Annotated in this window: 22 protein-coding genes and 1 pseudogene; 14 read left to right on the forward strand and 9 right to left on the reverse strand. The window is 68.5% G+C overall.

What is annotated here, in order from left to right; translation table 11 throughout:
• Nucleotides 1-67: 67 nt before the first annotated feature.
• Together IAE24_RS13465 and IAE24_RS13470 are read right to left on the reverse strand one after the other, a co-directional pair.
• A complete protein-coding gene (locus IAE24_RS13465) occupies nucleotides 68-1,225 on the reverse strand; it encodes an L-talarate/galactarate dehydratase (protein ID WP_065346646.1) in 1,158 nt (385 codons plus the stop codon).
• A 43-nt stretch (nucleotides 1,226-1,268) separates the two neighbouring features.
• The gene (locus IAE24_RS13470) at nucleotides 1,269-2,237 is read right to left on the reverse strand and encodes a Bug family tripartite tricarboxylate transporter substrate binding protein (protein ID WP_199961013.1); all 969 of its coding nucleotides are present in this window, start codon (nucleotides 2,235-2,237) and stop codon (nucleotides 1,269-1,271) included.
• A 229-nt stretch (nucleotides 2,238-2,466) separates the two neighbouring features.
• On the opposite strand from IAE24_RS13470, the gene IAE24_RS13475 reads away from it, so the two are divergent.
• Nucleotides 2,467-3,471: a LacI family DNA-binding transcriptional regulator gene (locus tag IAE24_RS13475; RefSeq protein ID WP_012206091.1), complete on the forward strand. Its 1,005-nt coding sequence runs from the start codon at nucleotides 2,467-2,469 to the stop codon at nucleotides 3,469-3,471.
• A gap of 4 nt (nucleotides 3,472-3,475) precedes the next feature.
• Here IAE24_RS13475 and IAE24_RS13480 read toward each other — a convergent pair whose 3' ends face one another.
• Nucleotides 3,476-4,270 carry an arylamine N-acetyltransferase family protein gene (locus IAE24_RS13480; RefSeq protein WP_199961014.1) on the reverse strand — a complete coding sequence of 265 codons (795 nt, stop codon included), beginning with the start codon at nucleotides 4,268-4,270 and terminating at the stop codon, nucleotides 3,476-3,478.
• Nucleotides 4,271-4,366: 96 nt separating this feature from the next.
• Here IAE24_RS13480 and IAE24_RS13485 point away from each other — a divergent pair, with 96 nt between their 5' ends.
• The gene (locus IAE24_RS13485; protein WP_197943646.1) at nucleotides 4,367-5,860 is read left to right on the forward strand and encodes an aminotransferase-like domain-containing protein; all 1,494 of its coding nucleotides are present in this window, start codon (nucleotides 4,367-4,369) and stop codon (nucleotides 5,858-5,860) included.
• Here the strand turns inward: IAE24_RS13485 and IAE24_RS13490 are convergent.
• Entirely contained in the window at nucleotides 5,829-6,410 is a 582-nt protein-coding gene (locus tag IAE24_RS13490; RefSeq protein ID WP_013801997.1) for a peroxidase-related enzyme, read from the reverse strand. The two genes, IAE24_RS13485 and IAE24_RS13490, sit on opposite strands and share 32 nt — an antisense overlap.
• A gap of 120 nt (nucleotides 6,411-6,530) precedes the next feature.
• Nucleotides 6,531-7,457, reverse strand: coding sequence for a LysR family transcriptional regulator (locus IAE24_RS13495; RefSeq protein WP_199961015.1), 927 nt, complete (start codon nucleotides 7,455-7,457; stop codon nucleotides 6,531-6,533).
• A 133-nt stretch (nucleotides 7,458-7,590) separates the two neighbouring features.
• Between IAE24_RS13495 and IAE24_RS13500 the strand changes: the two genes are divergently transcribed.
• On the forward strand, nucleotides 7,591-8,493 hold the full coding sequence (locus tag IAE24_RS13500; protein ID WP_199961016.1) for an alpha/beta fold hydrolase: 903 nt from the start codon (nucleotides 7,591-7,593) through the stop codon (nucleotides 8,491-8,493).
• Between the two features lie 393 nt (nucleotides 8,494-8,886).
• On the forward strand, nucleotides 8,887-10,440 hold the full coding sequence (locus IAE24_RS13505; RefSeq protein WP_199961017.1) for a YdgA family protein: 1,554 nt from the start codon (nucleotides 8,887-8,889) through the stop codon (nucleotides 10,438-10,440).
• Between the two features lie 40 nt (nucleotides 10,441-10,480).
• On the opposite strand, the gene IAE24_RS13510 is transcribed toward IAE24_RS13505, so the two are convergent.
• Nucleotides 10,481-11,269 carry an IclR family transcriptional regulator gene (locus IAE24_RS13510; protein ID WP_034394749.1) on the reverse strand — a complete coding sequence of 263 codons (789 nt, stop codon included), beginning with the start codon at nucleotides 11,267-11,269 and terminating at the stop codon, nucleotides 10,481-10,483.
• A 127-nt stretch (nucleotides 11,270-11,396) separates the two neighbouring features.
• On the opposite strand from IAE24_RS13510, the gene IAE24_RS13515 reads away from it, so the two are divergent.
• The 7 genes and pseudogenes from IAE24_RS13515 to IAE24_RS13545 all read left to right on the forward strand — a co-directional run bounded on the left by IAE24_RS13515 (nucleotide 11,397) and on the right by IAE24_RS13545 (nucleotide 17,381).
• Nucleotides 11,397-12,398 (forward strand): Bug family tripartite tricarboxylate transporter substrate binding protein, encoded by a 1,002-nt coding sequence (locus IAE24_RS13515; protein WP_199961018.1) that lies wholly within the window; start codon nucleotides 11,397-11,399, stop codon nucleotides 12,396-12,398.
• A gap of 101 nt (nucleotides 12,399-12,499) precedes the next feature.
• Nucleotides 12,500-12,793, forward strand: a pseudogene (locus IAE24_RS13520) (tripartite tricarboxylate transporter substrate-binding protein); the annotation flags it as partial.
• Between the two features lie 57 nt (nucleotides 12,794-12,850).
• Complete coding sequence (locus IAE24_RS13525; protein ID WP_199961019.1) at nucleotides 12,851-13,537, forward strand: RraA family protein; 687 nt, start codon at nucleotides 12,851-12,853, stop codon at nucleotides 13,535-13,537.
• Nucleotides 13,534-14,466 carry an NAD(P)-dependent oxidoreductase gene (locus tag IAE24_RS13530; RefSeq protein WP_199961020.1) on the forward strand — a complete coding sequence of 311 codons (933 nt, stop codon included), beginning with the start codon at nucleotides 13,534-13,536 and terminating at the stop codon, nucleotides 14,464-14,466. The genes IAE24_RS13525 and IAE24_RS13530 overlap by 4 nt, the downstream gene beginning before the upstream one ends.
• A 99-nt stretch (nucleotides 14,467-14,565) precedes the next feature.
• A complete protein-coding gene (locus IAE24_RS13535) occupies nucleotides 14,566-15,522 on the forward strand; it encodes a tripartite tricarboxylate transporter substrate binding protein (RefSeq protein ID WP_199961021.1) in 957 nt (318 codons plus the stop codon).
• A 4-nt stretch (nucleotides 15,523-15,526) separates the two neighbouring features.
• Entirely contained in the window at nucleotides 15,527-16,435 is a 909-nt protein-coding gene (locus tag IAE24_RS13540) for an amidohydrolase family protein (RefSeq protein WP_199961022.1), read from the forward strand.
• A 22-nt stretch (nucleotides 16,436-16,457) separates the two neighbouring features.
• On the forward strand, nucleotides 16,458-17,381 hold the full coding sequence (locus IAE24_RS13545; RefSeq protein WP_199961023.1) for an SMP-30/gluconolactonase/LRE family protein: 924 nt from the start codon (nucleotides 16,458-16,460) through the stop codon (nucleotides 17,379-17,381).
• 48 nt (nucleotides 17,382-17,429) lie between these two features.
• Here IAE24_RS13545 and IAE24_RS13550 read toward each other — a convergent pair whose 3' ends face one another.
• Entirely contained in the window at nucleotides 17,430-17,969 is a 540-nt protein-coding gene (locus tag IAE24_RS13550; protein ID WP_016446262.1) for a PadR family transcriptional regulator, read from the reverse strand.
• A gap of 158 nt (nucleotides 17,970-18,127) precedes the next feature.
• Between IAE24_RS13550 and IAE24_RS13555 the strand changes: the two genes are divergently transcribed.
• Together IAE24_RS13555 and IAE24_RS13560 are read left to right on the forward strand one after the other, a co-directional pair.
• On the forward strand, nucleotides 18,128-20,149 hold the full coding sequence (locus tag IAE24_RS13555) for an NADPH-dependent 2,4-dienoyl-CoA reductase (protein WP_199961024.1): 2,022 nt from the start codon (nucleotides 18,128-18,130) through the stop codon (nucleotides 20,147-20,149).
• A gap of 47 nt (nucleotides 20,150-20,196) precedes the next feature.
• Complete coding sequence (locus IAE24_RS13560) at nucleotides 20,197-20,637, forward strand: nuclear transport factor 2 family protein (RefSeq protein WP_063325552.1); 441 nt, start codon at nucleotides 20,197-20,199, stop codon at nucleotides 20,635-20,637.
• Nucleotides 20,638-20,703: 66 nt separating this feature from the next.
• Here IAE24_RS13560 and IAE24_RS13565 read toward each other — a convergent pair whose 3' ends face one another.
• On the reverse strand, nucleotides 20,704-22,155 hold the full coding sequence (locus tag IAE24_RS13565) for a catalase (protein WP_013802010.1): 1,452 nt from the start codon (nucleotides 22,153-22,155) through the stop codon (nucleotides 20,704-20,706).
• Between the two features lie 264 nt (nucleotides 22,156-22,419).
• Nucleotides 22,420-22,962 (reverse strand): PAS and helix-turn-helix domain-containing protein, encoded by a 543-nt coding sequence (locus IAE24_RS13570; protein ID WP_012206070.1) that lies wholly within the window; start codon nucleotides 22,960-22,962, stop codon nucleotides 22,420-22,422.
• A gap of 73 nt (nucleotides 22,963-23,035) precedes the next feature.
• Between IAE24_RS13570 and IAE24_RS13575 the strand changes: the two genes are divergently transcribed.
• A complete protein-coding gene (locus IAE24_RS13575; RefSeq protein ID WP_013802011.1) occupies nucleotides 23,036-23,743 on the forward strand; it encodes a CoA transferase subunit A in 708 nt (235 codons plus the stop codon).
• The last annotated feature ends 1 nt before the right edge of the window (nucleotide 23,744 follow it).

Consider the following 23,744-nt stretch of genomic DNA (forward strand, 5'->3'; position numbering starts at 1 on the left):
CAATCAATATATGTGAAAGGCCTGAGGTACCGGGTGTACCCAGGCCCTCAGCCGTTCGCAGCTGCCCTCAACCCCGCTCCCCGAACTCCACGCTTTCGCGCGTCCAGCGCCGCGCCTGCTCGCTCAGGCTCAGTCCCAGGCCGGGGCGCGTGGGCACGAGCATGCGGCCATCGGCGATGTCCAGGCGTTCGTTGAAGAGCGGCTCCAGCCAGTCGAAGTGTTCCACCCAGGGCTCGTTGGCGCAGGTGGCGGCCAGGTGCACGTGCAGCTCCATGGCGAAGTGGGGCGCCAGGCTCAGGTGGGCCAGTTCGGCCTGGGCGGCGATCTGCAGGAAGGGCGTGATGCCGCCCACGCGCGGCGCGTCTGGCATGAGGAAGTCGGCGCTGCGGTGGCGTATGAGATCGCCGTGCTCGGCGGCGCTGGTCAGCATCTCGCCGGTGGCGATCGGCGTGTCGAAGCGCGCGGCCAGTGCGGCATGGCCTTCGTGGTCGTAGGCGTCCAGCGGCTCCTCGATCCAGACCAGGTTGAATTCCTCGAACACACGGCACATGCGCTGGGCCGTGGGGCGGTCCCATTGCTGGTTGGCATCGACCATGATGGGCGCGGCATCGCCCAGGTGGGCGCGCATGGCCTCCACGCGCCGTATGTCCAGCGCGCAGTCGGGCTGGCCCACCTTGAGCTTGATGCCGCCAATGCCGCGCTCTAGCGAGGCGCTGGCGTTGCGCTTGAGCTCATCGAGCGGCGTGTGCAGAAAGCCGCCCGAGGTGTTGTAGCAGCGCACGGACTCGCGCTGCGAGCCCAGCAGCTTGGACAGCGACAGGCCCGCGCGGCGCGCCTTGATGTCGTACAGCGCCACGTCGAAGGCCGCGATGGCCTGCACGGCCAGCCCGCTGCGGCCCACGGAGGCGCCGGCCCAGCACATGCGTGTCCACAGCCGTGCGATGTCGCTGGGGTCCTCGCCCAGCAGGGTGGGCGCGATTTCGCTGGCATGGGCGAACTGGCCGGGGCCGCCTGCGCGCTTGGCGTAGCTCAGGCCCAGGCCCCGGTGGCCGTCGCGGGTCTGGATCTCGGCGAACAGCATGGCGACCTCGGTCATGGGCTTTTGGCGGCCCGTGAGCACCTTGGCATCGCTGATGGGCCGGGCCAGGGGGAGGTAGCAGGACGACAGGCGTATCCACTGGATGCGGTCCTGGCTGGTGGTTTCGGAGAGCGCGGAAGAAGTCATGGCTGCGGGAGTGCGGTGGTTGGAAAAATGTCAGGGGCAGGCATCAGTCGATGCTGATCTTTCCGGACTCGATGACCGTCTTCCAGCGCGCGTATTCCTGGCGCTGGAACTCGGCGAACTGTTGGGGGGTGCCGGCCACCATCTCGTAGCCGATGGAGACGAACTGCTCGCGCACCCGGGGATCGTTGAGCGCCTCGACAAAGGCCGCATGGGCCTTGTCGCGCAGCGCAGGCGGCAGGCCCTTGGGCGCGACGATGGCCTGCCAGGAGGCGACCTCCACGTTCTTCACCCCGGCCTCGGCCAGCGTGGGCAGGTCCGGCAGCACGGGCGAGCGGCGCGGGCTGGTCACGGCCAGGGCGCGCATCTTGCCGGCCCGGATGTGCTGTATCACGGCATTGATGTTCTGGAACGAGGCATCGACCTGGCCTCCGATCAGGTCGGCATGGGCGGGCGCGCCGCCCTTGTAGGGGATGTGCACGCCCTGGGTGCCCGTTTGCTGCCAGAACAGTTCGGCCGTCAGGTGGTCGCTGGAGCCGTGACCGGCCGAGGCAAAGCTCATCTTGCCCGGATGGGCCTTGAGGTGGGCGACCACGTCGGCCACGCTCCTGTGCGGCGAGGCGGCAGGCACGACCAGCACGTTGGGCGACTGCACGGCCACGGTGATCAGGTCGAAGTCCTTGAGGGCGTCGTAGGGCAGGTTCTTGATCAGGTGGGGCACGATGACCAGCGGGCCCAGCGAGGTGACGAGAAAGGTCTGCCCGTCCGCCGCCGCGCGCTGCACGAAGGCTGCGCCGATGGTGCCCGTGGCGCCGGCCTTGTTCTCCACCACGAAGGACTGCCTGAGCTTTTCGCCCAGCCTGGGCGCCACGGCGCGCGCGACCTGGTCGGTGGAGCCGCCGGCGGGGAAGGGCACGACCAGGGTGACGGGCCTGTCTGGCCAGGCCTGGGCCGAGGCAGAAAAGGCAGCGAGCGCGGCCAGGGCCAGCGCCATGGCACGAAGAATGTGATTCATCTTGTCTCCTGATTTGTGAATGACATCGTTGTCATTTCCGGGGAAATGAAAAAGCGCCGATGCCAATTTGTAGATGCAAGGGTTTGCGCTTTCAGCAAAATGATATCGTTGTCATTTTGGCTGTCAATCACGATTTCTGCGATGCAGGGCAGGCCTGGCACCCGTGCGTGGAGGGCGGTCTGCTATCTTCAGGCCCGTCCCCGATACCAGCCCGCGATCGCGCTTGCCCATGAACACACCCACACCACCCAGGCCCGCCACGCTGCACGACGTGGCCGAGGCGGCCGGCGTCTCGCTGATCACCGCCTCGCGCGCACTGGGCAATCCTTCCATCGTTTCGGAGAAGACGCGCGAGCGCGTGCGCCAGGCCGTGGAGGCCACGGGCTATATCCCCAATCTGCTGGCGGGGGGGCTCAAGTCCAGGCGCAGCCGCATGGTGGCCGGCGTGGTGCCTGCGCTGTCGGTGTCGCAATTCCTGCCCACGGTGCAGTCATTGACGGCCACGCTGGCGCAGGAGGGCTATCAACTGCTGCTGGGCCAGACCTTCTACGACGAGCAGCGCGAGGAAGAGGTGCTCAACGCCATGATCGGGCGCCAGCCCGACGGCATTGTGATGATGGGCCTGGTGCAGTCCGACAAGGCGCGCGAGCGGCTGCGCAGGACCGGCATTCCCGTGGTGGAAACCTGGGACTTCAGCGACCGGCCGCTGGACATGGTGGTGGGCTTTTCCCACCTCAAGGTGGGCAGCGCGCTGGCCGGCTATTTCCTCTCGCGCGGCCTGCAGCGCGTGGGCATGGCCACGGGCAGCGACCACCGGGCCCAGCAGCGGCGCGAGGGCTTTCTCGCAGCCTGGGGCCGCGAGGTGCCCACGGTCACCGTGTCCGCGCCCGGCAGCCTGGAGCTGGGCCGGCAGGCGCTGGGCCAGTTGCTGGCGCAGCAGCCCGATCTGCAGGCCGTGGTCTGCAGCTCGGACATGCTGGCCCACGGCATTTTGGTGGAAGCCCAGGCGCGCGGCCTGCGCGTGCCCGTGGACCTGGCCGTCTCGGGCTTCGGCAATGCCGATTTCGCGGCCCACCTGCTGCCGTCGCTGACCACCGTGCATGTGGACGGACCGGGCATAGGCCGCCTGGCCGCCGAACTCGTGCTGGCACGCTGCAAGGGCCACAGTGCCGGGCGCTCGGCGTTCGACCTAGGGTTCGAGCTGATCGAGCGGGATTCGACCCGCCGAGCTTAGAGGGTCAGCACACGGCAGCCGCCTGGCGCTCGGTCGCCAGCCCGAACAGGCTGCCCAGCACGTGCTGGATTTCATCAGGGGCCAGCTGCCTGGTCTCGGTGCCGCTGGCCGTGACGGTCTTGAGCGCGTCGCCCACCAGGATCATGCGGCCGGCCGGCTGGTGCAGCACCACCACCCGCTTTTGCACGAAGATGGCATCCGGGTGCGTGGAGTTCAGGTAGTTGGCAGGGGCGAAATCCACCCACTCCTGGGGCGACAGGTTGAAGGCGTACTGGTTGGCCCATTCGCCGTCCACGCGGGCCTGCAGCAGGTACTCGCCCTGGTCGTCCAGGCTCAGGCGGAAGGTGTCGCCGTCCTGGCGGACCTCGGTGTCCAGCTCGTCCAGGGCCATGGGGGCGCGTATGCCGTAGCTGCCAAAGCCCAGGTCGCACAGCCAGCGCCGTCCCTCGACCTCGGCCACCAGGGCCATGTGGGTGCGGGGGCGGCGGGCAGGGTAGAACATGGGCCGCGCCGCCACAAAGCGGTAGGCAATGCCCAGGGCCTGCAGCGCCATGGCGAACAGGCCGTTCACCTCGTAGCAGTAGCCGCCCCGGGCGCCGCCGAGGATCTTGCCCGCAATGTCTTCGGGCACCAGAGAGACGATCTTGCCGGCCTGCACGTCGAGGTTCTCGAAAGGCACGGAAAACAGCTGCTGGCGCATCAACGCATGCAGGGTGGCGGCATTCGCCTGGGCGGAGTCCCCGGCACTGAAGCCGATGCGGCGGAAGTAGGCCTGGAGATCGAAATTGCTGGCTTGCATGGGTTTCCTCGGGTTGTTTGATGGCTGCAACGATAAATCCGGGCAGCCAATGCCTGTATAAGCAGAATTCAGGAAAACTGACCTGTACAGATTGGCATGCCCACCACCAACGAACCCTTGCCCCAGTACCGCCGCATTGCCCAGGCCCTGCGCCAGACGCTGGCCTGCGGCGCACTGCGCCCCGGCGACAGGCTGATCTCCGCCCGCAGCCTGGCCGAGCGCGAACAGGTCAGCCTGCCCACCGCACTGGAGGCGCTGCGCTGCCTGGAGGCCGAGGGCCTGATCGTGGCGCGCCCGCGCTCGGGCTACTTTGTGCGGCAGGCAACCGGCGGCGCGGCGCTGCAGGCGTCCCGCCCGTCGTCACGCCCCGTGCCTGTGACCCTGTCGGCCCTGGCGCGCTCGCTGTTCAGCAGCCCCGACACGCGCCTGATCCCGCTGGGTGCGGCATTGCCCGATCCGGCCTGGCTGCCCACGGCCCGGCTGCAGCGCGCGCTGCAGACCGCCGGGCGCCGCCTGGACGCGCACGGGCAGACCTACAGCATGCCGCCGGGCCGTGCCGACCTGCGGGGCCAGATCGCAGCCCGGGCCGCGCAATGGGGTGCGCGCTTCGGCCCCGATGACCTTGTTCTGACGGCTGGCGCCACCCAGGCCGTGCGGCTGGCGCTGCGCGCCGTGTGCAAGCCCGGCGATGTCGTGGCCGTAGAGCGGCCCGCCTATTTCGGCAGCCTGCTGCTGCTGGAGGACCTGGGCCTGAAGGCGCTGGAGATCGCCACCGATCCCCGCGAAGGCCTGCTGCTGGAGCCGCTGGCCGAGGCCATTGCCCGCCACCGGCCGGCTGCCGTGCTGGCATCGCCCACCGTGCAGAACCCGCTGGGCGCCAGCATGCCGGTGGAGCGCAAGCAGGCCCTGGTGGCGCTGCTGGAGCGGGCGGGCATTCCCTTGATCGAAGACGATGTCTATGGCGACCTTGCAGGCGACGGCCAGCGCCCGCCGGCCTGCAAGGCCTTCGACGCCAGCGGCAACGTGCTGTACTGCGGCTCGGTTTCCAAGACCCTGGCGCCGGGCTGGCGCGTGGGCTGGATTGCGGCGGGCCGCTTCCATGCCCAGGTGCTGCAGGTGCGCCTGGCGGGCGACTGGGCCGGTGCGCCGCTGCTGGAGGCTGCCGTGAGCGAGGTGCTGGCCAGCGGCGACTACGACCGGCACCTGCGCCGTCTCAAGTCCCGCGTGCAGGCCGGGGTGCAGGCCGTCACGGCCAGGGTCGAGGCCAGCTTTCCGCCCGGCACCCGCGTCTCGGCCCCGCGCGCGGGCTTTCTGCTATGGGTGGAACTGCCGCGCCAGGTGAATGCACTGGAGGTGCACCGCCGCGCGCTGGAGCTGGGCATTGGCGTCAGCCCCGGCCCGCTGTTCTCATCGCGCTCGGATCTGCCCAACCACCTGCGCCTGAACTGCGCCAACGAGCCCACGCCGCGCCTGCTGGGGGCCGTGGGGCAGGTGGGGGAGATATGCCGGGGTTTGGTCGAGGGTGCTGCGGCGCGCCAGGGGGCGCAGGTCGGCCAGCCTACTTCTTCTCGCGCGGCACGCGCCCCATGAGGAAGAACTCGGGATTGGGCTGCATGCCGGCAAAGCTGGCCATGCGGTTGGACAGGCCGAAGAAGGCCGTGATGGCGGCGATGTCCCAGATGTCCTCGTCGTCGAAGCCATGCGGGTACAGCGCCTCGAAGTCGGCCTCGCAGATTTCATGGCTGCGTTCGCAGACCTTCATGGCGAAGTCCAGCATGGCGCGCTGGCGGGCGCTGATGTCGGCCTTGCGGTAGTTGACGGCCACCTGGTCGGCCACGTAGGGCTGCTTTTCGTAGATGCGCAGGATGGCGCCGTGGGCCACCACGCAGTACAGGCACTGGTTGGCCGCGCTGGTGGTGGTGACGATCATCTCGCGCTCGCCCTTGGTCAGGCTGCCTTCTTCCTTGAGCATGAGGGCATCGTGGTAGGCGAAGAAGGCGCGCCATTCGGCAGGGCGGCGCGCAAAGGCCAGGAAGACGTTGGGGATGAAGCCTGCCTTTTCCTGCACTTCAAGGATGCGGGTGCGGATGTCCTCGGGCAGGCTGGACAGTTCGGGCTGGGGGTAGCGGGCAGTGGCCATGTGTCTTGTCTCCTGGGTGTGGTGGTTGTCGTTGCGAGCCATGTTCGCATGGCCTGCGCTGCGCGGGGTGAACGCGCATGACAGCCTGTCTGCCGCCGAGGTTGCAGATTGCGCCCGGGCTCAGGCGGGCGCCATGTCCGGCTCAGGCCGTTGTGCAAACCAGTTGCCCAGAAAGCCGGTGAGCGCGCGGATTCTGGCCGACATCTCGCTGCGCGTTGCGTGCACCAGGTAGATGTCGGCCGCAGGCAACTGCCATTGAGGCAGGACCTCGCGCAGCGCGCCTGCGGCCAGCGGCGCGGCCACATCCCAGAGCGAGCGCTGCAGGATGCCGTGGCCGTCCAGCGCCCAGGCCAGGGCCGCTGCGCCGTCGTTGGTGCTCATCACGCCGTTGACCTTGATGTTGTGCTCGCTCAGGCCCTGGCGCGTGCGCCGGCTCAGGCGCCAGCTGCCATAGGTTTCGTCGCTCTCGCGGATCACGATGCAGCGGTGGGCCTGCAGGTCGGCGGGCTGGCGCGGCTCGCCGTGGGCATCCAGGTAGGAGGGCGCGGCGCACAGCACGCGGCGGTTGGGCAGCAGCAGGCGGGCGGTGAGGGCGGAGTCGGGCAGGGCGCCAAAGCGCACCACGGCGTCAAAGCCCTGCTCGACCAGGTTGACGGGCCTGTCCGTCAGTTGCAGCTGCACCTGCACTTCGGGATAGGCGCGCGCAAAGGCCGACAGCGCGGGCGCCAGCCGCTGGCGGCCAAAGCCCAGCGTGCAGGCAATGGACAGCGGGCCGCGCGCCGTGGCGCGCGTGCCCGAGATGCTGCGCTCCAGCGTCTCCAGGTCGGCCAGGATGCGCGCGCCGTCCAGCAGGTAGGCTTCGCCCTCGGGCGTCAGGTGGATGCGCCGTGTCGTGCGCTGCAGCAGGCGCACGCCCAGGCGCCGCTCCAGCAGGGACAGGCGGCGGCTGACGGCGGGCGGCGTCACGCCCATCTGCTGGGCCGCGGCGGCCAGGCTGCCTTCGCGGATCAGCAGCGAGAAGAAACGCAGGTCGGAAAAGCCGTCCATGGTGGATGCGGTGGATGGTTGATTCGTAAATTGAACTGATGGATCAATGCAGTATTTTGCTATTTATGCAGCCTGGTTTACTGATTAGCATGGCAGGCTGACAGTCATGAACAACGTAGAAGGAATCTCCGGGATGCACACAGATCCATGGATGCCGGGCCTGCGCCAGCAGCGCGTCACGGTCGACGACGGGGTGGAGATCAACGCCTGGGTGGGCGGCCAGGGGCCGGCCCTGCTGCTGGTGCACGGCCACCCGCAGACCAGCGCCATCTGGCACCGCGTCGCGCCCCGGCTGGCGCAGCAGTTCACCGTGGTGCTGGCCGACCTGCGCGGCTATGGCGACTCCTCGCGCCCGGCCGGCGACCCCGAGCATGTCAACTACAGCAAGCGCACCATGGCCCGCGACCTGCTGCGGCTGATGGCCCGGCTGGGCCATGAGCATTTCAGCGTGCTGGCGCATGACCGGGGCGCGCGCGTGGCGCACCGGCTGGCCATGGACTATCCCGCCAGCGTGCAGCGTCTGGTGCTGCTGGACATTGCGCCCACGCTGGCCATGTACGAGCAGACCGGCGAGGCCTTTGCGCGCGCCTACTGGCACTGGTTCTTCCTCATCCAGCCCGCGCCGCTGCCCGAGCGCCTGATCGAGGCCGATCCCGCCGCCTATGTGCGCGAGATCATGGGCCGGCGCAGCGCCGGCCTGGCGCCCTTCGATCCCCGGGCGCTGGCCGAGTACCAGCGTTGCCTGGCGCTGCCGGGCAGCGCGCACGGCATGTGCGAGGACTACCGCGCCTCGGCCGGCATCGACCTCGACCATGACCGCGAAGACCGCCAGCTCGGGCGCAGGCTGCCCATGCCGCTGCTGGTGCTCTGGGGCGAGGAGGGCGTGGTGCACCGCTGCTTCGATCCGCTGCGCGAGTGGCAGCTCGTGGCCGACGATGTGCGGGGCCGGCCGCTGGCCTGCGGGCACTACATCGCCGAAGAGGCGCCCGATGCGCTGCTGGACGCGGCCCTGCCATTTCTGCTGCAGGCCGGGTGAGTGCCGTCATTGGAGGCACTCGATACGGCATTCGGTCAAGCCGGCAAAGAGGGGAAAGGTGCATTCACGCCATATCCGTGACGCCATATGCATGACGCCATGGTGTTTTCCTCCGAATTCAATTGGCATGCCAATCATGTGCGGCAATGGTAAGCAATTGAAAAATCCGGGTGCCCGTCTTGCGCGGGCAATGCCGGGGGCGCAGATCCTGAAAACCGCTGCAGGCAAGGCCCGGCAAGCCCTGGGCAAGGGCCTGCGTCCATGCGTGCCTGCGACAGGAGGCATGGCTGCGTCAATGCGCAGCCCATTGCCGATCTGTGGTGAAACGCCGAACTGATACAGTCGCGCGGCCCGCCCGAGGGGGAGGGTCTTATTCATCACGGGATATTCACAATGAGCAACAAGAAAACCGTAGTGGCCGCTGCCGTGGCATTGGCCGTCGTGGGCTATGGAGGAACCACCTGGTATACCGGCCAGCGGGCCGAGGCCGGCTACAAGGAGGCCGTGGCCGAATTGCGCAAGGTGCTGGGCGAGAAAGTCGTCGTGACCGACGAGTACCACAAGGGATTCCTCTCCTCCCAGGCCAAGCTGGTGCTGCAGTGGCCTGCGGCGGAAGCTCAGGCCGCCGAGGTGGCTGAAACGGCTGACGCGGCAAAAGCAGCCGACACAGCTGAAGCGCCCGCCGCAGCAGAGCCGGTCGCTGCGTCCAAGCCCGTGCGCCTGGTGGTGGACACCACGGTGCGCCACGGCCCGCTGGCCGGTGGCCGACTGGCGGCAGCGGTTTCCGAGACGCGCTTTGCGCTCGACGGCCTGGACGAAAAGAGCACGCAGATGCTGGCCAAGGCCGCAGCCCCCACCCTGACCAGCGTGCACCACTTCACGGGCGGCCAGGATGTGCGCCTGCTGCTGCCCGCCGGCGAGCTGGGCGACCAAGAAGTCACCATGCGCTGGCAGGAAATGGTGCTGGACACGGCCCTGGGCGGTGGCAGCGTCAAGGGCACCTGGCGCTGGCCCGAGGTGGCCCTGCTGGGCCTGCCCAGCCGCGACAAGTCCATGGGCGTGGAAGAGGAAGAGGGCGAGGAGGAGGAATCCGACAACGACGAGGCCCTCCCCACCCAGCCGGCCACAGTGCCCGTGGAGCGCACCAGCATCATGCTCACGGGCCTGGAGAGCAGCTTCGAGAACAAGGTCATCGACGGCCTGTGGGGCCTGGGCCCCGGCAAGGCCAGCGTGCGCATCGCCCGCTTCGGCATGAGCAGCACGCCCGCCGAAGGCGGCGAGGCCAAGACGCTGCTGGACCTCAAGAACGTGGACGGCAGCTCGGTCATCGAGTCCGACAAGACCACGCTGGGCATGACCACCCAGGTCAAGGGCACGGGCCGCATCGGCCCCATCGATTTCGAGTCCGTGGGCTACGAGGAAAAGATCCAGCGCCTGGACATCGAGGCGCTGCGCGGCTTCCAGCGCGTCATGGTCGAGGGCTACCGCAAGGAGGGCCTGGCCAAGGCGCTGGAATCGCTGGAAGAGCAGGGCATGGGCGTGCTGATGCAGAACGCCCCGCGCCTGGTGGCGGCCCTGCCGGCCTACTCCATGAAGCTGCAGGCCACCTACCAGGGCCAGACCGGCCACCTGGAGTACGGCGCCGAAGTGCAAAGCGCGCCCACGCAGGAGCAGGTCGCCCAGGCCGGCTGGATGCCGGCGCTGCTCAAGACCTCGGCACTGCAGGCCAATGCCAGCCTGCCCAAGGCCTGGCTGGAGCCGCTGCTCAAGGCATCGGGCAAGCCCGATGTCTCGGCCGAAGATGTGGAAGGCATGCTGGGCATGGCCCAGGCCACGGGCTATGCCCGCCTGGAAGGCGACAAGCTGGTCAGCGCGCTCAAGATGCAGGCCGGCCAGGTCACGCTCAACGGCAAGCCCATCGCCCTGCCCATGGGCGCGCTGCAGTAAGCGGCCATCCAACTTCCGGGCGTCGCCCCGGAAGGTGGTCTCAGGGGTGCCACTGGCTGGCGCGCACCACAGGGGCCTGTGTGCTGGCGCTGCCCGCCAGCGCATAGGACAGCTGGTTGGCCGCCGCCACCACGGTCTGCGCCATGGCTTCCAGCCGGGACTCGGGCAGGCGCGATGCCGGCCCGGAGATGCACACCGATCCCATCAGCCGCCAGTGCATGCCGAACACCGGCGCCGACACCGTGGCCACGCCCTGTTCGCGCTCGCCGATGGACCAGTGGTAGCCGCGCTGGCGGATCTGCTCGTACACCGGCCCCGGCTCGCCTGAAAAGGCCAGGATCACGCGCCCCGGCGAGCCCTGGTCCAGCGGCAGCCCCTCGCCCATGCGCGCATGGTGGCGCAGGGCCTGCGGCCCTTCCACGCGCACGAGGCAGGTGCGCACATTGCCTTCGCGCACATAGAAGGCCGCGCTCTCGCCGCTGGCCTGCGTGAGCGCGCGCAGCGCGGGCTCCAGCACGTTCTGCACATCGAAGCCCGCCTGGTAGCGCGCACCCAGCCAGCCTGCGGCCGGGCCCAGGCGCCAGTCGCCATCGTCCCTTTGCACCATGAAGCCCGACTGCGCCAGCGTGCGCGCCAGCCGCAGCACCGTGGTCTTGTGCAGCGCGCAGCGCCGGCTCAGTTCCGCCAGGGACAGGTGCGACTCCCCGAGGGCGAAGGCGCCAAGCAACTGCAAGGCACGCGTGACGGCAATCACGCCGCCGTCCTTGGCCGGGCTGGCCTTGTCATCGGAGGTCTGCGCCGGGGAAGGGGTGCTGGGGGGCTTGTTCATGGTGCAAGGTATGCAATTGGTTGCGCTGTATGAAACGGCATTGTATGGGTTGAAACGTTTTCATAAAGTTCGTCCCACGCACCGCAGCCATGCGGGCGTTGGACACAACAAACGGAGACAAACCGCCATGCCGATTCCCTCGCTTTCGCGTTGCCTCAACGCACGCCTTCTTGCCGCCCTGGTCGGCGTTGCCGCCATCGTGCCCATGGGCGCTGCCCAGGCCCAGGACGCCTATCCTCGCAAGCCGATCCGCCTGGTCGTGCCGTTTCCGCCCGGTGGCGGCACGGACATGATCGCGCGCACCGTGGCCCAGCGGCTGGCGGACCACAACAAGTGGACCGTGGTGGTGGACAACCGGCCCGGCGCCGGCGGCAACCTGGGCGTGGATGCCGTGGCCAAGGCCGCGCCGGACGGCCATACCCTGGTCATGGGCCAGACCAGCAACCTGGCCATCAACCCCTCGCTGTACGCCAGGCTGCCCTATGACCCGCTGAAGGACCTGGTGCCCGTGGCGCTGGTGTCCTCGGCGCCCATCGTGATGGCCGCGCCGGCCAACTCGCCCTACAAGACCTTTGACGACCTGGTCAAGGCCGCCAAGGCCAAGCCCGACGGCCTCACGCTGGGCTACTCGGGCAACGGCACGGTGGCGCACCTGGCCGGCGAACTGGCCGAGAACGCGGCCGGCATCAAGCTGCGCCATGTGCCCTACAAGGGCGCGGCCCAGGCCATGACCGACCTGGTGGGCGGGCAGATCGATTTCTACATGTCCGCCGTGCCCACGCTGCTGGGTCAGGTGCGCAACGGCAAGCTGCGCGCGGTGATGGTCACCTCGCTCAAGCGCTCCGACCAGCTGCCGCAGACGCCCACGCTGGCCGAGTCGGGCTACAAGGACTTCGAGGCCGTCACCTGGTTCGGCGTGCTGGCCCCGGCCGGGACGCCCCAGGCCATCGTGCAGCAGCTGAACAAGGCCATCAACGACGCGCTGCTGGTGCCCGAGGTGGCCGAGAAACTGCGCTCCGAAGGCGGCGAGGTGCTGGGCGGCTCGTCCGAGAAGTTCGCCGCGCTGCTGCGCGCCGAGGTGCCGCGCTGGGCACGCATCGTCAAGGACTCGGGCGCCAGCCTGGACTGAGCCCGGGGGCAGGGGCGCCAGCCCTTTCGCTTCCTCCGCGCTTCCTCCTCCCTTCCTTTTCCTTCCTCCATCGAGATCTCGCCATGGACTGCGACAGCCTTGCCGTGCCCGTCCGTTTGGCCTTTGCCTCGGGCGGCAGCGGAACCATCTTGCAGATGCAGGGCGAGCTGCTGCAAAGGCAGGGCGGCGTGCGCTTCATCCACGTGCCCTACGAGGGCGACACGCCCGCGCTGGCCGTGACCTCGGCGGCGCGCCTGAAGGCCCTGCCTGACGTGCCCACCATGGCCGAGGCCGGCATGGTCGGCGGCACGCCGCGGCAATTGGGCGAGCTGCAGAAATCCGACTCCGCCAAGTGGGCCCAACTCATCCGCGAGGCCGGCATCAAGGCCGACTGACGCGCGCACATCTTCCTGATCTTCCTGTTTTTCTTCCCCCCATCTCACCGAACCATCATGAGCCAACTCCCAGAAATCATCCGTGACATAGAGCGCGTGGACGCCCAGGTCGTGCAACGCGCAGCCGGCTTTCAGGCCGCCATCCTGGCCGACGTGGCGGGCCGCCGCGGCACCATGCATGCGCGCGTGGCGCCCGTGCACCAGGGCATGAAGGTGGCCGGCCCGGCCTTCACCGTCGAGGTCCGTCCCGGCGACAACCTCATGATCCACGCCGCCATTGCGCTGGCCCGGCCCGGCGATGTGCTGGTCATCGACGGCAAGGGCGACCAGACGGCGGCGCTCATGGGCACGCTGATGCTCAGCGCCTGCAAGAAGCTGGGTCTGGCCGGCGTCATCGTGGACGGCGCCATCCGCGACCGGCTGGAGCTGCTGGAGCTGGACTTCCCCGTGTTCAGCGCAGGCTTCAATCCCGCAGGCCCGACCAAGTTCGTGCCGGGCCGCATCAACCACGCCATCTCGGCTGGTGGCACGACGGTTCACCCGGGCGACCTGGTGGTGGGCGATGCCGATGGCGTGGTCGTCATCGAGCGCGACAAGGCACCCGCCATGCTGGAGCTGGCCGTGAAGAAGGTGGCCGACGAGGCCGCCCGCATCGAGGCCATTGCGCGCGGCGACACGGCATCGAAATGGCTGCCCGCGGCCCTGCGCGCGGCCGGCGTGCTCAAGGAAGGGGAATCGCTGTGAGCACCATCATCGTCACCGGCGCCGATCTGGCGCCACAGGCGCTGGAGCTGCTGGCCCGGCACGAGATCGTCTATGCGGGCAAGACGCCCACCGAAGAGGACCTGGTCGCGCTGTGCCGCGCCCATGATCCTGTGGCCATCATCGTGCGCTACGGCAAGGTGGGCGCGGCCGTGATGGACGCGGCGCCCTCGCTGCGCGTGATCTCCAAGCACGGCAGCGGCACGGACACCATCGACAAGGCGGCTGCCGCCGAACGCGGCATTGCCGTGGTGGCCGCCGCTGGCGCCAATGCGGCTGCCGTGGCCGAGCAGGCACTGGCCCTGCTGCTGGCCTGCGCCAAGTCGGTGGTGGCGCTGGACGCCCGCATGCACGCAGGCCACTGGGACAAGGCCACGCACAAGAGCCTGGAGCTGGGCGGGCGCACCGTGGGCCTGGTGGGGCTGGGCGCCATCGGCCTGCGCTTTGCGCGCATGGCCGATGCGCTGGGCATGCGCGTGATCGGCTTCGATCCCTTCGCAAAGAACCTGCCCGCCTACGTGCAGCCCGTGGACCTGGAGACCATCTGGCGCGAGTCCGACGCGATTTCGCTGCACTGCCCGCTGACCGAGGAAAACCGGGGCATGCTCGGCGCCGCCACGCTGGCGGCCTGCAAGCGCGGCGTGATCGTGGTCAACACCGCACGCGGCGGCCTGATCGACGAGGCCGCGCTGCTGGCCGCCGTGCGCTCGGGCCAGGTGGCAGCCGCTGGGCTGGACAGCTTTGCGGTGGAGCCCATGGTGGCCGACCACCCGTTCCAGAGCGAGAAGAACTTCGTGCTCAGCCCCCATATCGGCGGCGTGACCGGCGATGCCTACGTGAACATGGGCGTGGGCGCGGCCCGCAATGTGCTGGAGGTGCTGGCCCGCGTGCCTGCGGCGGCCGGCGCCTGAGCCAGGGCAGGGGCGTCCTATGCGCAGATCGCCCGCGAACTGAACCTGAAGGCGGATTGATTCGGCCGCCGCCCCCTCTAAAAAATCTGGAGACAAGCCATGAAATTCCTTGCCAGAACCCTGATCGCGGCCTGCGCCCTGGCCGCCGCCGTGGCCCAGGCCGCCTTTCCCGAGCGTCCCATCACCCTGGTCGTGCCCTATGCGCCCGGCGGCGGCGCCGACGCGGCCGCGCGCCTGCTGGCCACGCGCATGGGCGCGCGGCTGGGCACCAGCATCATCGTGGACAACCGGCCCGGCGCCAGCGGCACCATTGGCGCCAGCCAGGTGGCCAAGGCGCGCGCCGACGGCTACACGGTGCTCTACGACGCCACGCCGTTTTCCATCAACCCGCATCTGTTTGCCAGGCTGCCCTATGCGCGCAGCGCGCTGCAGCCGCTGTCGCTGGTGCTGCTCATGCCCAATGTGGTCGTGGTCAAGGCCGACTCGCCCGTGCGCAGCGTGGCGGACCTGGCGGCCAGGGCCAAGGCGCAGCCGGGCAAGATCAACTTCGCCTCGGGCGGCAGCGGCACGGTGCAGCGCCTGGCGGCCGAGCTGTTCCGCCAGCGGCTGGAGCTGGACATGGTCCATGTGCCCTACAAGAGCGGCGGGCCGGCCATTGCCGATGTGATGGGCGGGCAGGTGGACTTCATGTTCGGCACCATGGCGGCCACCTATCCGCTGGTCACGGGCGGCAAGCTGCGCGCCCTGGCCGTGGCGGCGCCCCAGCGCTCGGCCCGCCTGCCCGATGTGCCCACCGTGTCCGAGACCGTGATTCCCGGCTACGAGGCCTATGAGTGGAACGGGATCTTCCTGCCCACGGGCACGCCCGAGCCCGTGGCCGCGCGCCTGCACCAGGCGCTGTCCGAGGTGCTGCAGGAAGCCGAGGTGCGCCAGCGCCTGAGCGACCTGGGCGCCCAGCCCATGGGAACGACGCCGGCCGAGTTCGCGGCCTTCCTCCAGAAGGAAGACGCCAAGTGGGGCGAGGTGGTGCGCAAGGGCGCCATCGTGCTGGACTGAGCGCATGGGCATGAACGCATCGACCATCGCCGTTGCGCATTCGGCCGGCACGAACCGGCCTTTCCGCACGCTGCCGCCGCTGGCCTGCGACAGCCACATGCACATCTTCGATGCGCGCTTTGCACCGTCGCCGCACTGGCCGCGCACGCCGCCGCATGCCGACGTGGCCATATACCGTCAACTGCAGCAGCGCCTGGGCACCTCGCGCGCCGTGGTGGTCACGCCCTCGACCTATGGCACGGACAACGCCTGCACGCTCGATGCGCTGGAGCGCCTGGGCGATGATGCGCGCGGCGTGGCCGTGGTCGCCCACGACGTGGCCGATGCCGAGCTGGACCGGCTGGCCGCGCACCGCGTCTGCGGGGTGCGCGTGAACTTTGTCTCGCCGCAGTCCTGGGGCGAGACCACGGCCCACATGCTGGTCACGCTGGCGCACCGGGTTGCACGGTTGGGCTGGCATGTGCAGGTCTTTGTGCAACCTGAGCAACTGGTGGCGCTGGCGCCCGTGCTGGGCGCGCTGCCCGTGCCCCTGGTCGTGGACCACCTGGGCCGCATCGACCCGGCCGAGGGCGTTGAGGGCGTGGCTGGCGTGGAGGGCGCGGCCCATGCCGCGCTGCGCCGGCTGCTCGACGGCGGCAACACCTGGGTCAAGCTCTCCGGCGCCTATATGCGTTCATCGGTAGGCGGCCCTTCCTATGCCGACATGCTGCCGCTGGGCCGCGACCTGGTGCGCGCCGCACCCGAGCGCCTGGTCTGGGGCAGCGACTGGCCGCACACCACCGAGGCGCCGGGCTCCGTCAACGATGCCGACCTGGTCGATCTGCTGCAGGCCTGGGCCGGCACGGACGAGGCCATGGACCGCATCCTGGTGGACAACCCCGCAAGGCTGTATGGCTTCGACGGCGCGGCCTGACACTCCAAGAAAGACAGACACCATGTTCCTGCTGCAAGCCCCCCAGGTCTGCGAACTCGAATCGTTCACCGCCATGTCTGACGCCCTGCGCCGCCCCGAGCGCAGCGACTGGGCCTATGCCAACCGGGGCGGCGCCGTGACCGACTCCTTCCTCGAGGGGCCGGTGTTCGACGGCGCCGGCAACCTGTACGTGGCCGACATTCCCTGGGGCCGCGTCTTCCGCATCGATCCGCAAGGCGCCTGGACCCTGGTGGCCGAGTACGACGGCGAGCCCAACGGCATGAAGTTCCTTGACGAGCGCACGCTGCTGATCACCGACTACAAGAACGGCCTGATGCGCCTGGAGGTGGCCACGGGGCGCATCAGCCCCTATCTGCAGCGGCGCAACAGCGAGCGCTTCAAGGGCGTGAACGACCTGGTCTTCGATGCCGAGGGCAACCTCTACTTCACCGACCAGGGCCAGAGCGGCCTGCACGATCCCAGCGGCCGCCTGTACCGCCTGCGGCCGGACGGCCGGCTGGACCTGCTGCTGGCCAACGTGCCCAGCCCCAACGGGGTGGCGCTGTCGCCCGACGGCCGCGTTCTCTACCTGGCCGTGACGCGCGGCAACTGCGTCTGGCGCGTGCCTCTTCTGCCCGATGGCAGCGTGGCCAAGGTGGGACAGTTCTTCACCTCCTACGGCCCCAGCGGCCCCGACGGCTTGGCCGTGGATGACCAGGGCCGGCTGCTGGTGGCCAACCCGGGCCTGGGCCTGGTGTGGGTGCTCAACCACCGCGCCGAGCCCGTGCAGGTACTGCGCGGCGTGCCGGGAAGCTCGCTCACCAACCTGGCCTTTGGCGGCGTGGACCGCCGCACGCTGTATGTGACGGACTCCACGCACGGGCGCATTCTGCGTGCCCGGCTGGAGGCGCCGGGGCTGGTGCTGCACGGCTTGAACAAGGGTTGAGGCGGCCGTCTCGACCTTCTCAGCCGTCTCAGTCGTCGCAACCGTTCCTCAGGGCCTGGCCGGCATGTCCAGGATCTCCCGGGCTTCCTGCAGCAGGCCTATCCACAGCTGCTCCTGCTGTATGCCGGCCTTGAGCACCAGGTGCTGCAGCCGCCGCTCGCGCGTGGGCGGCTTGTCCAGGAAGTCGCGCTGCTCCAGCCGCTGGTAGACATCCAGCTGCGCCTGGTGCAGTGCCAGCAGCCGCTGCACTTCGTCCTGCAGTCCGCAGGGTCCCACCACCGCCTCGGCCCGCAGGCGGACCATCCATTCCTCGCGCAGCGGCTTGGGGTCTTCCTGCTCGGCCACCCAGCGCTTGAGCTCCTTGCGGCCGGTGGGCAGGATGCGGTACTGGCGCTTGCGGCCCCGGCCGGATTCGGCGGGCAGGGCCTCGATCCATTGCGCCTCTTCCAGCCGGGCGAGTTCGCGGTAGATCTGCTGGTGCGTGGCGTTCCAGAAATAGCCGATGGAGCGGTCGAAGCGCTCGGCAAGTTCCGAGCCCGAGCAGGGGTGCTCGACCAAGGCGGTGAGAAGGGCGTGTGGCAGGGACATCGGCAACAAAGGGACTGGCGCTGGGCGCCATCTTACGGGCCTGCATGGAGGTGCGGCCAAGCGCTGCAGTCATTTCTGCAATTTTTTGCGCAACCAGTTGCATAAATAAAGGAGGCTGACTACATTCATGCAATCAGTTGCATAAAAGCGAGACAGGCATGACCCACTACCCCCACCTGAATGCCGAACTGGACCTGGGCTTCACCACGCTCAGAAACCGCGTGCTCATGGGCTCCATGCACGTGGGCCTGGAGGAGGCGCCCAACGGCTTCGAGCGCATGGCCGCCTTCTACGCCGAGCGCGCGCGCGGCGAGGTGGGCTTGATCGTCACGGGCGGCATCGCACCCAATGAGCGCGGCAGGCCCATGAAGGGCGGCGCCATGATGGTCAACGAACACGAGGCGGACCAGCACCGCATCGTCACGCAGGCCGTCCATGCCGAGGGCGGCAAGATCGCCATGCAGATCCTGCACTTCGGCCGCTATGCCTACCAGCCCGGGCTGGTGGCGCCCAGCGCGCTGCAGGCGCCCATCAACCCCTTCGTGCCGCATGCGCTGACGGGCGACGAGGTGGAGCAGACCATCGAGGACTTCGTGCGCTGCGCAGCCCTGGCCCGGCATGCGGGCTACGACGGCGTGGAGATCATGGGCTCCGAGGGCTATCTGATCAACGAGTTCATCGCCGCACGCACCAACCACCGCGATGACGAATGGGGCGGCAGCTACGCGGGCCGCATGCGCTTTGCGGTGGAGATCGTGCGGCGCACGCGCCAGCGCGTGGGGCGGGACTTCATCATCATCTACCGGCTGTCCATGCTGGACCTGGTGGAGGGCGGCTCCACGCTGGAGGAAGTGATCGCGCTGGCCCAGGCCATCGAGGCCGCGGGCGCCACGCTGCTGAACACGGGCATAGGCTGGCACGAGGCGCGCATTCCCACCATCGCCACCAAGGTGCCGCGCGCCGCCTATGCCTGGGTCACGCAGCGCGTGATGGGGCAGGTGGGCATCCCGCTGATCACCTCCAACCGCATCAACACGCCCGAAGTGGCCGAGCGCCTGCTGGCCGAGGGCTATGCCGACATGGTCTCCATGGCACGGCCGCTGCTGGCCGATGGCGACTTCGTGCGCAAGGCGCGCCAGGGCCGTGCCGACGAGATCAACACCTGCATTGCCTGCAACCAGGCCTGCCTGGACCATACCTTTGGCGGCAAGATCACCTCCTGCCTGGTCAACCCGCGCGCCTGCCATGAGACCGAGCTGGTGATTGCGCCCGCGCCCGCCGCCAAGCGCATCGCCGTGGTGGGCGCCGGCCCGGCAGGCCTGAGCTTCGCCGTCACCGCCGCGCAGCGCGGCCATGCGGTGACGCTGTTCGATGCGGCCAGCGAGATCGGCGGGCAGTTCAACATTGCCAAGAAGGTGCCCGGCAAGGAGGAGTTCCACGAGACGCTGCGCTACTTCCGCCGCCAGCTGGAGCTGGGCGGCGTGGCGCTGCAACTGGGCCACCGCGTGGAGGCCGCCCAGCTCATCGAGGGCGGCTATGACGAGATCGTGCTGGCCACGGGCATACGGCCGCGCGTTCCCGCCATCGAGGGCGTCAACCATCCCAAGGTGCTCGGCTACCTGGACGTGCTGCAGGGCAACAGGCCCGTGGGCGAGCGCGTGGCCATCATCGGCGCGGGCGGCATAGGTTTCGATGTGGCCGAGTACCTGACCCATGCCGGCGACAGCGGCGCCGTGGCGCCCCGCAAGTTCTATGCGGAGTGGGGCATAGACACGGACTACGCCCAGGCCGGCGGCCTGGCGCAGCCGCAGGCCGAGCCCTCGCCGCGCCGCGTGCACCTGCTGCAGCGCAAGTCCACCAAGGTGGGCGACCAGCTGGGCAAGACCACGGGCTGGATACACCGCACCTCGCTGAAGGCGCGCAGTGTGGCCATGGGCTCGGGCGTGGCCTATGAGCGCATCGACGACGCCGGGCTGCACATCACCGTGGACGGCCAGCCGCAACTGCTGGAGGTGGACAACGTTGTGCTCTGCGCGGGCCAGGAGCCGCAGCGCGAGCTGCATGCGGCCCTGAGCGCGGCGGGCTGCAGCGTGCACCTGATCGGCGGCGCCGACGTGGCGGCCGAACTCGACGCCAAGCGCGCCATCGTGCAAGGCACCACGCTGGCGGCCAGCCTTTGAGGGCGCCGCCCGATTCCGTTTTCCACCTCAACCACCAGGAGACAAGCATGTCCCAGCCCCCGAAGAACGCCCATCCCGCAGTCGCCCGCTCCCTGGAGCTGTGGCATCGCATGGTTGCCGCCAGCGACCTGGGAGAGCTGCACACCATCGTCCATCCCGATGCGGTGTTCCGCTCGCCCATGGCGAACACGCCCTATGCCTCGGCACCCGCGCTGATGCTGGCGCTGTCCACCGTGGTTCAGGTGTTCGAGAACTTCACCTACCACCGCCAGATGGCCAGCGATGACGGCCTGGACGTGGTGCTGGAGTTCAGCGCCAGCGTGGGCGGCAAGAACCTCAAGGGCATCGACTTCATCCGCTTCGACGAGCAGGGGCTGATCCGGGAATTCGAGGTCATGGTGCGCCCCATGAGCGGCCTGCAGGCCCTGGGCACGGAGATGGGCAAGCGGCTGGGCGACAAGCTTCCCGCCTTCAAGGCCGTGGCCTGAGGGCAGGGCGCGCCATGAAAAACGCCCCCGAAGTTTCGGGGGCGTTTTGCCGTGGGCGTCAGCCGGTCAGAGCGTGCCGGCCTTCTGGCGGGCGATGGCATCGGCCACGCCCTTGCCGTAGGCCGGGTCGGCCTGGGTGCAGTGCGCTATGTGCTTTTGCACGATGTGCTCGGACACACCGGCGATGTTGCGCGCCGTGTTCTCGAACAGGCGCTGCTGCGCATCGGGCGTGAGCAGGCGGAACAGGTCGCCGGGCTGGGTGAAGTAGTCGGCATCGTCCTCACGGTAGTTCCAGCGGTCGGCCGCACCGTGCAGGGCCAGAGGCGGCTCGGCGAAGGCGGGCTGCTCCTGCCACTCGCCCTTGGTGTTGGGCTCGTAGGCGATGGTGCCGCCGTAGTTGCCGTCCACGCGCATGGCGCCATCGCGGTGGTAGGCGTGGTAGGGGCAGCGCGGCGCGTTCACGGGGATCTGGTGGTGGTTCACACCCAGGCGGTAGCGCGCGGCATCGCCGTACGAGAACAGGCGCGACTGCAGCATGCGGTCGGGCGAGGGGCCGATGCCCGGCACCAGGTTGGCCGGCGTGAACGAGGCCTGCTCCACATCGGCGTGGTAGTTGCGCGGGTTGCGGTTGAGCTCCATCACGCCCACTTCGATCAGCGGGTAGTCCTTCTTGCTCCAGACCTTGGTCAGGTCGAAGGGGTGGAAGCGGTAGGTCTCGGCTTCATGCTCGGGCATGATCTGCACGCACAGCTTCCAGCGCGGGAACTCGCCGCGCTCGATGGCTTCGAGCAGGTCGCGCTGGCTGCTTTCACGGTCGGAGGCGACCACGGCGGCGGCCTCGGCATCGCCGAAGTTCTCGATGCCCTGCTGGCAGACCCAGTGGAACTTGACCCAGTGGCGCTCGTTGCTGGCGTTGATGAAGCTGTAGGTGTGCGAGCCGAAGCCGTGCATGTGGCGGTAGCCGCGCGGAATGCCCCGGTCGCTCATGACGATGGTGATCTGGTGCAGCGCCTCGGGCAGGCCGGTCCAGAAGTCCCAGTTGTTCTCGGGCGAGCGCAGGTTGGTGTAGGGATCGCGCTTGACGGCCTTGTTCAGGTCGGGGAACTTGAGCGGGTCGCGGAAGAAGAACACCGGCGTGTTGTTGCCCACCAGGTCCCAGTTGCCTTCCTCGGTATAGAGCTTGACGGCGAAGCCGCGGATATCGCGCTCTGCGTCGGCCGCGCCGCGTTCGCCGGCCACGGTGGAAAAGCGCGCGAACACTTCGGTCTGCTTGCCGATGTCGGAGAACACCTTGGCGCGGGTGTAGCGCGTGATGTCACCCGTCACGGTGAAGGTGCCGAAGGCGCCCGAACCCTTGGCGTGCATGCGGCGCTCGGGAATCACTTCGCGGTTGAAGTGGGCCATTTTTTCCAGATGCCACAGGTCCTGCAGCAGCATCGGGCCACGCGGGCCGGCCGTGAGCGAGTCCTGGTTGTTGGCAACCGGGGCGCCTGCGGCGGTGGTGAGCTTGTGGGTCATGGTCTCTCCTTGATCGAGGGGTGGTAGCGGCGCCGGCTTGCACGCAGGCAGCGCGGCGCTTGGAAAATCAATAGCTGCGTGCTATCGAATTGCTTTTATTGTTGTTTCGTTCTATGGATGCGGCAAGGCTTTGGCGATTGGCAAATCTCAACTGCGCCATAGCCAAAAAATTTCACCGCCTCCCGCATGCGTCGTGCCGGGCATGCTTTTTGCCAAGGCATTGTGTTGCGTGGGCGGATACGGCCCGTGTAGGCCGTCGCCCTGTCAGCCCGAGACCAGCTTGTGGACCAGATCGGCGGCCGTGGAGGCGCCGTACTTGCGCATCAGCCGTGCGCGGTAGATCTCCACCGTGCGGTGGCTGATGGCCAGGGCGCGGCCGATTTCCTTGGAGGTAAGCCCTTCCAGCAGGCGGGCGGCCACCTCGCGCTCGCGCCCCGTGAGCTCGGCCTTGACGGGACGGTGGGCGCTGAGGTCCTCGAAGCTCCAGATGCCCGATGCATGCGGGTCGCTGCGATCCAGCGTGCGGCCCGTGACATGGCACCAGAACGTTTCGCCGTTGGCGCGCTTCATGATGCGGTTGTCCGAGTAGAACCCCCGGGCGTTGAGAATGGGCGCGATGCGCGCGCCCAGCCGCTCGTACTCGTCGGCGCTGGGGTAGAGGATCTGGAAGGTCTGGCCGATCAGCACCTCGCGCGAGGCCTCGAACATCTCGCAGACCTGGCGGTTGCAGTCGATCATGGTGCGATTGCGCGAGATCACGAGGCCGACGGGGGCGGCTTCGAACGCCAGCCGGTAATCTATATCCATGGGCAAATCTTTACGAAAAACTACCTATGCAAGTACGTAGTATCGTAGCGCATCCAATCTGAAGGAGACATGTGTGAAAAAGCTCTACCCCTCCGCGGAGCAGGCGCTCCAGGGCGTCGTGGCCGACGGGCAATTGCTGGCTGTGGGAGGCTTCGGCCTGTGCGGCATTCCCGAGGCCCTGATCGACGCGCTGCGTGACAGCGGCGCCAAGGGCCTGACGGTGATTTCCAACAACGCGGGCGTGGACGGCTTTGGCCTCGGCAAGCTGCTGGAGACGCGCCAGATCAAGAAGATGATCTCGTCGTATGTGGGCGAGAACAAGGAGTTCGAGCGCCAGTACCTGGCCGGCGAGCTGGAGCTGGAATTCACCCCCCAGGGCACGCTGGCCGAGAAGCTGCGCGCAGGCGGCGCCGGCATTCCCGCCTTCTTCACCAAGACCGGCGTGGGCACCATGGTGGCCGAGGGCAAGGAGCTGCGCGAATTCGACGGCGAGACCTATGTGATGGAGCGCTCGCTCGTGCCCGATGTCTCCCTGGTCAAGGCCCACCGTGCCGACAAGAGCGGCAACCTGCAGTTCCGCCTGACGGCGCGCAACTTCAACCCTGCCGCCGCCACGGCCGGCAAGGTCTGCATCGTGGAAGTGGAAGAGGTGGTCGAGGTCGGCGAGATCGCACCGGACGACATCCACCTGCCCGGCATCTACGTGCACCGCATCGTGCACAACCCGAATCCCGAAAAGCGCATCGAAAAGCGCACCATCACAGAAAAACAAGGAGCCTGAC

The organism is Delftia sp. S65 (assembly GCF_016516495.1).
GTDB classification, from domain to species: Bacteria; Pseudomonadota; Gammaproteobacteria; order Burkholderiales; family Burkholderiaceae_C; genus Comamonas; species Comamonas acidovorans.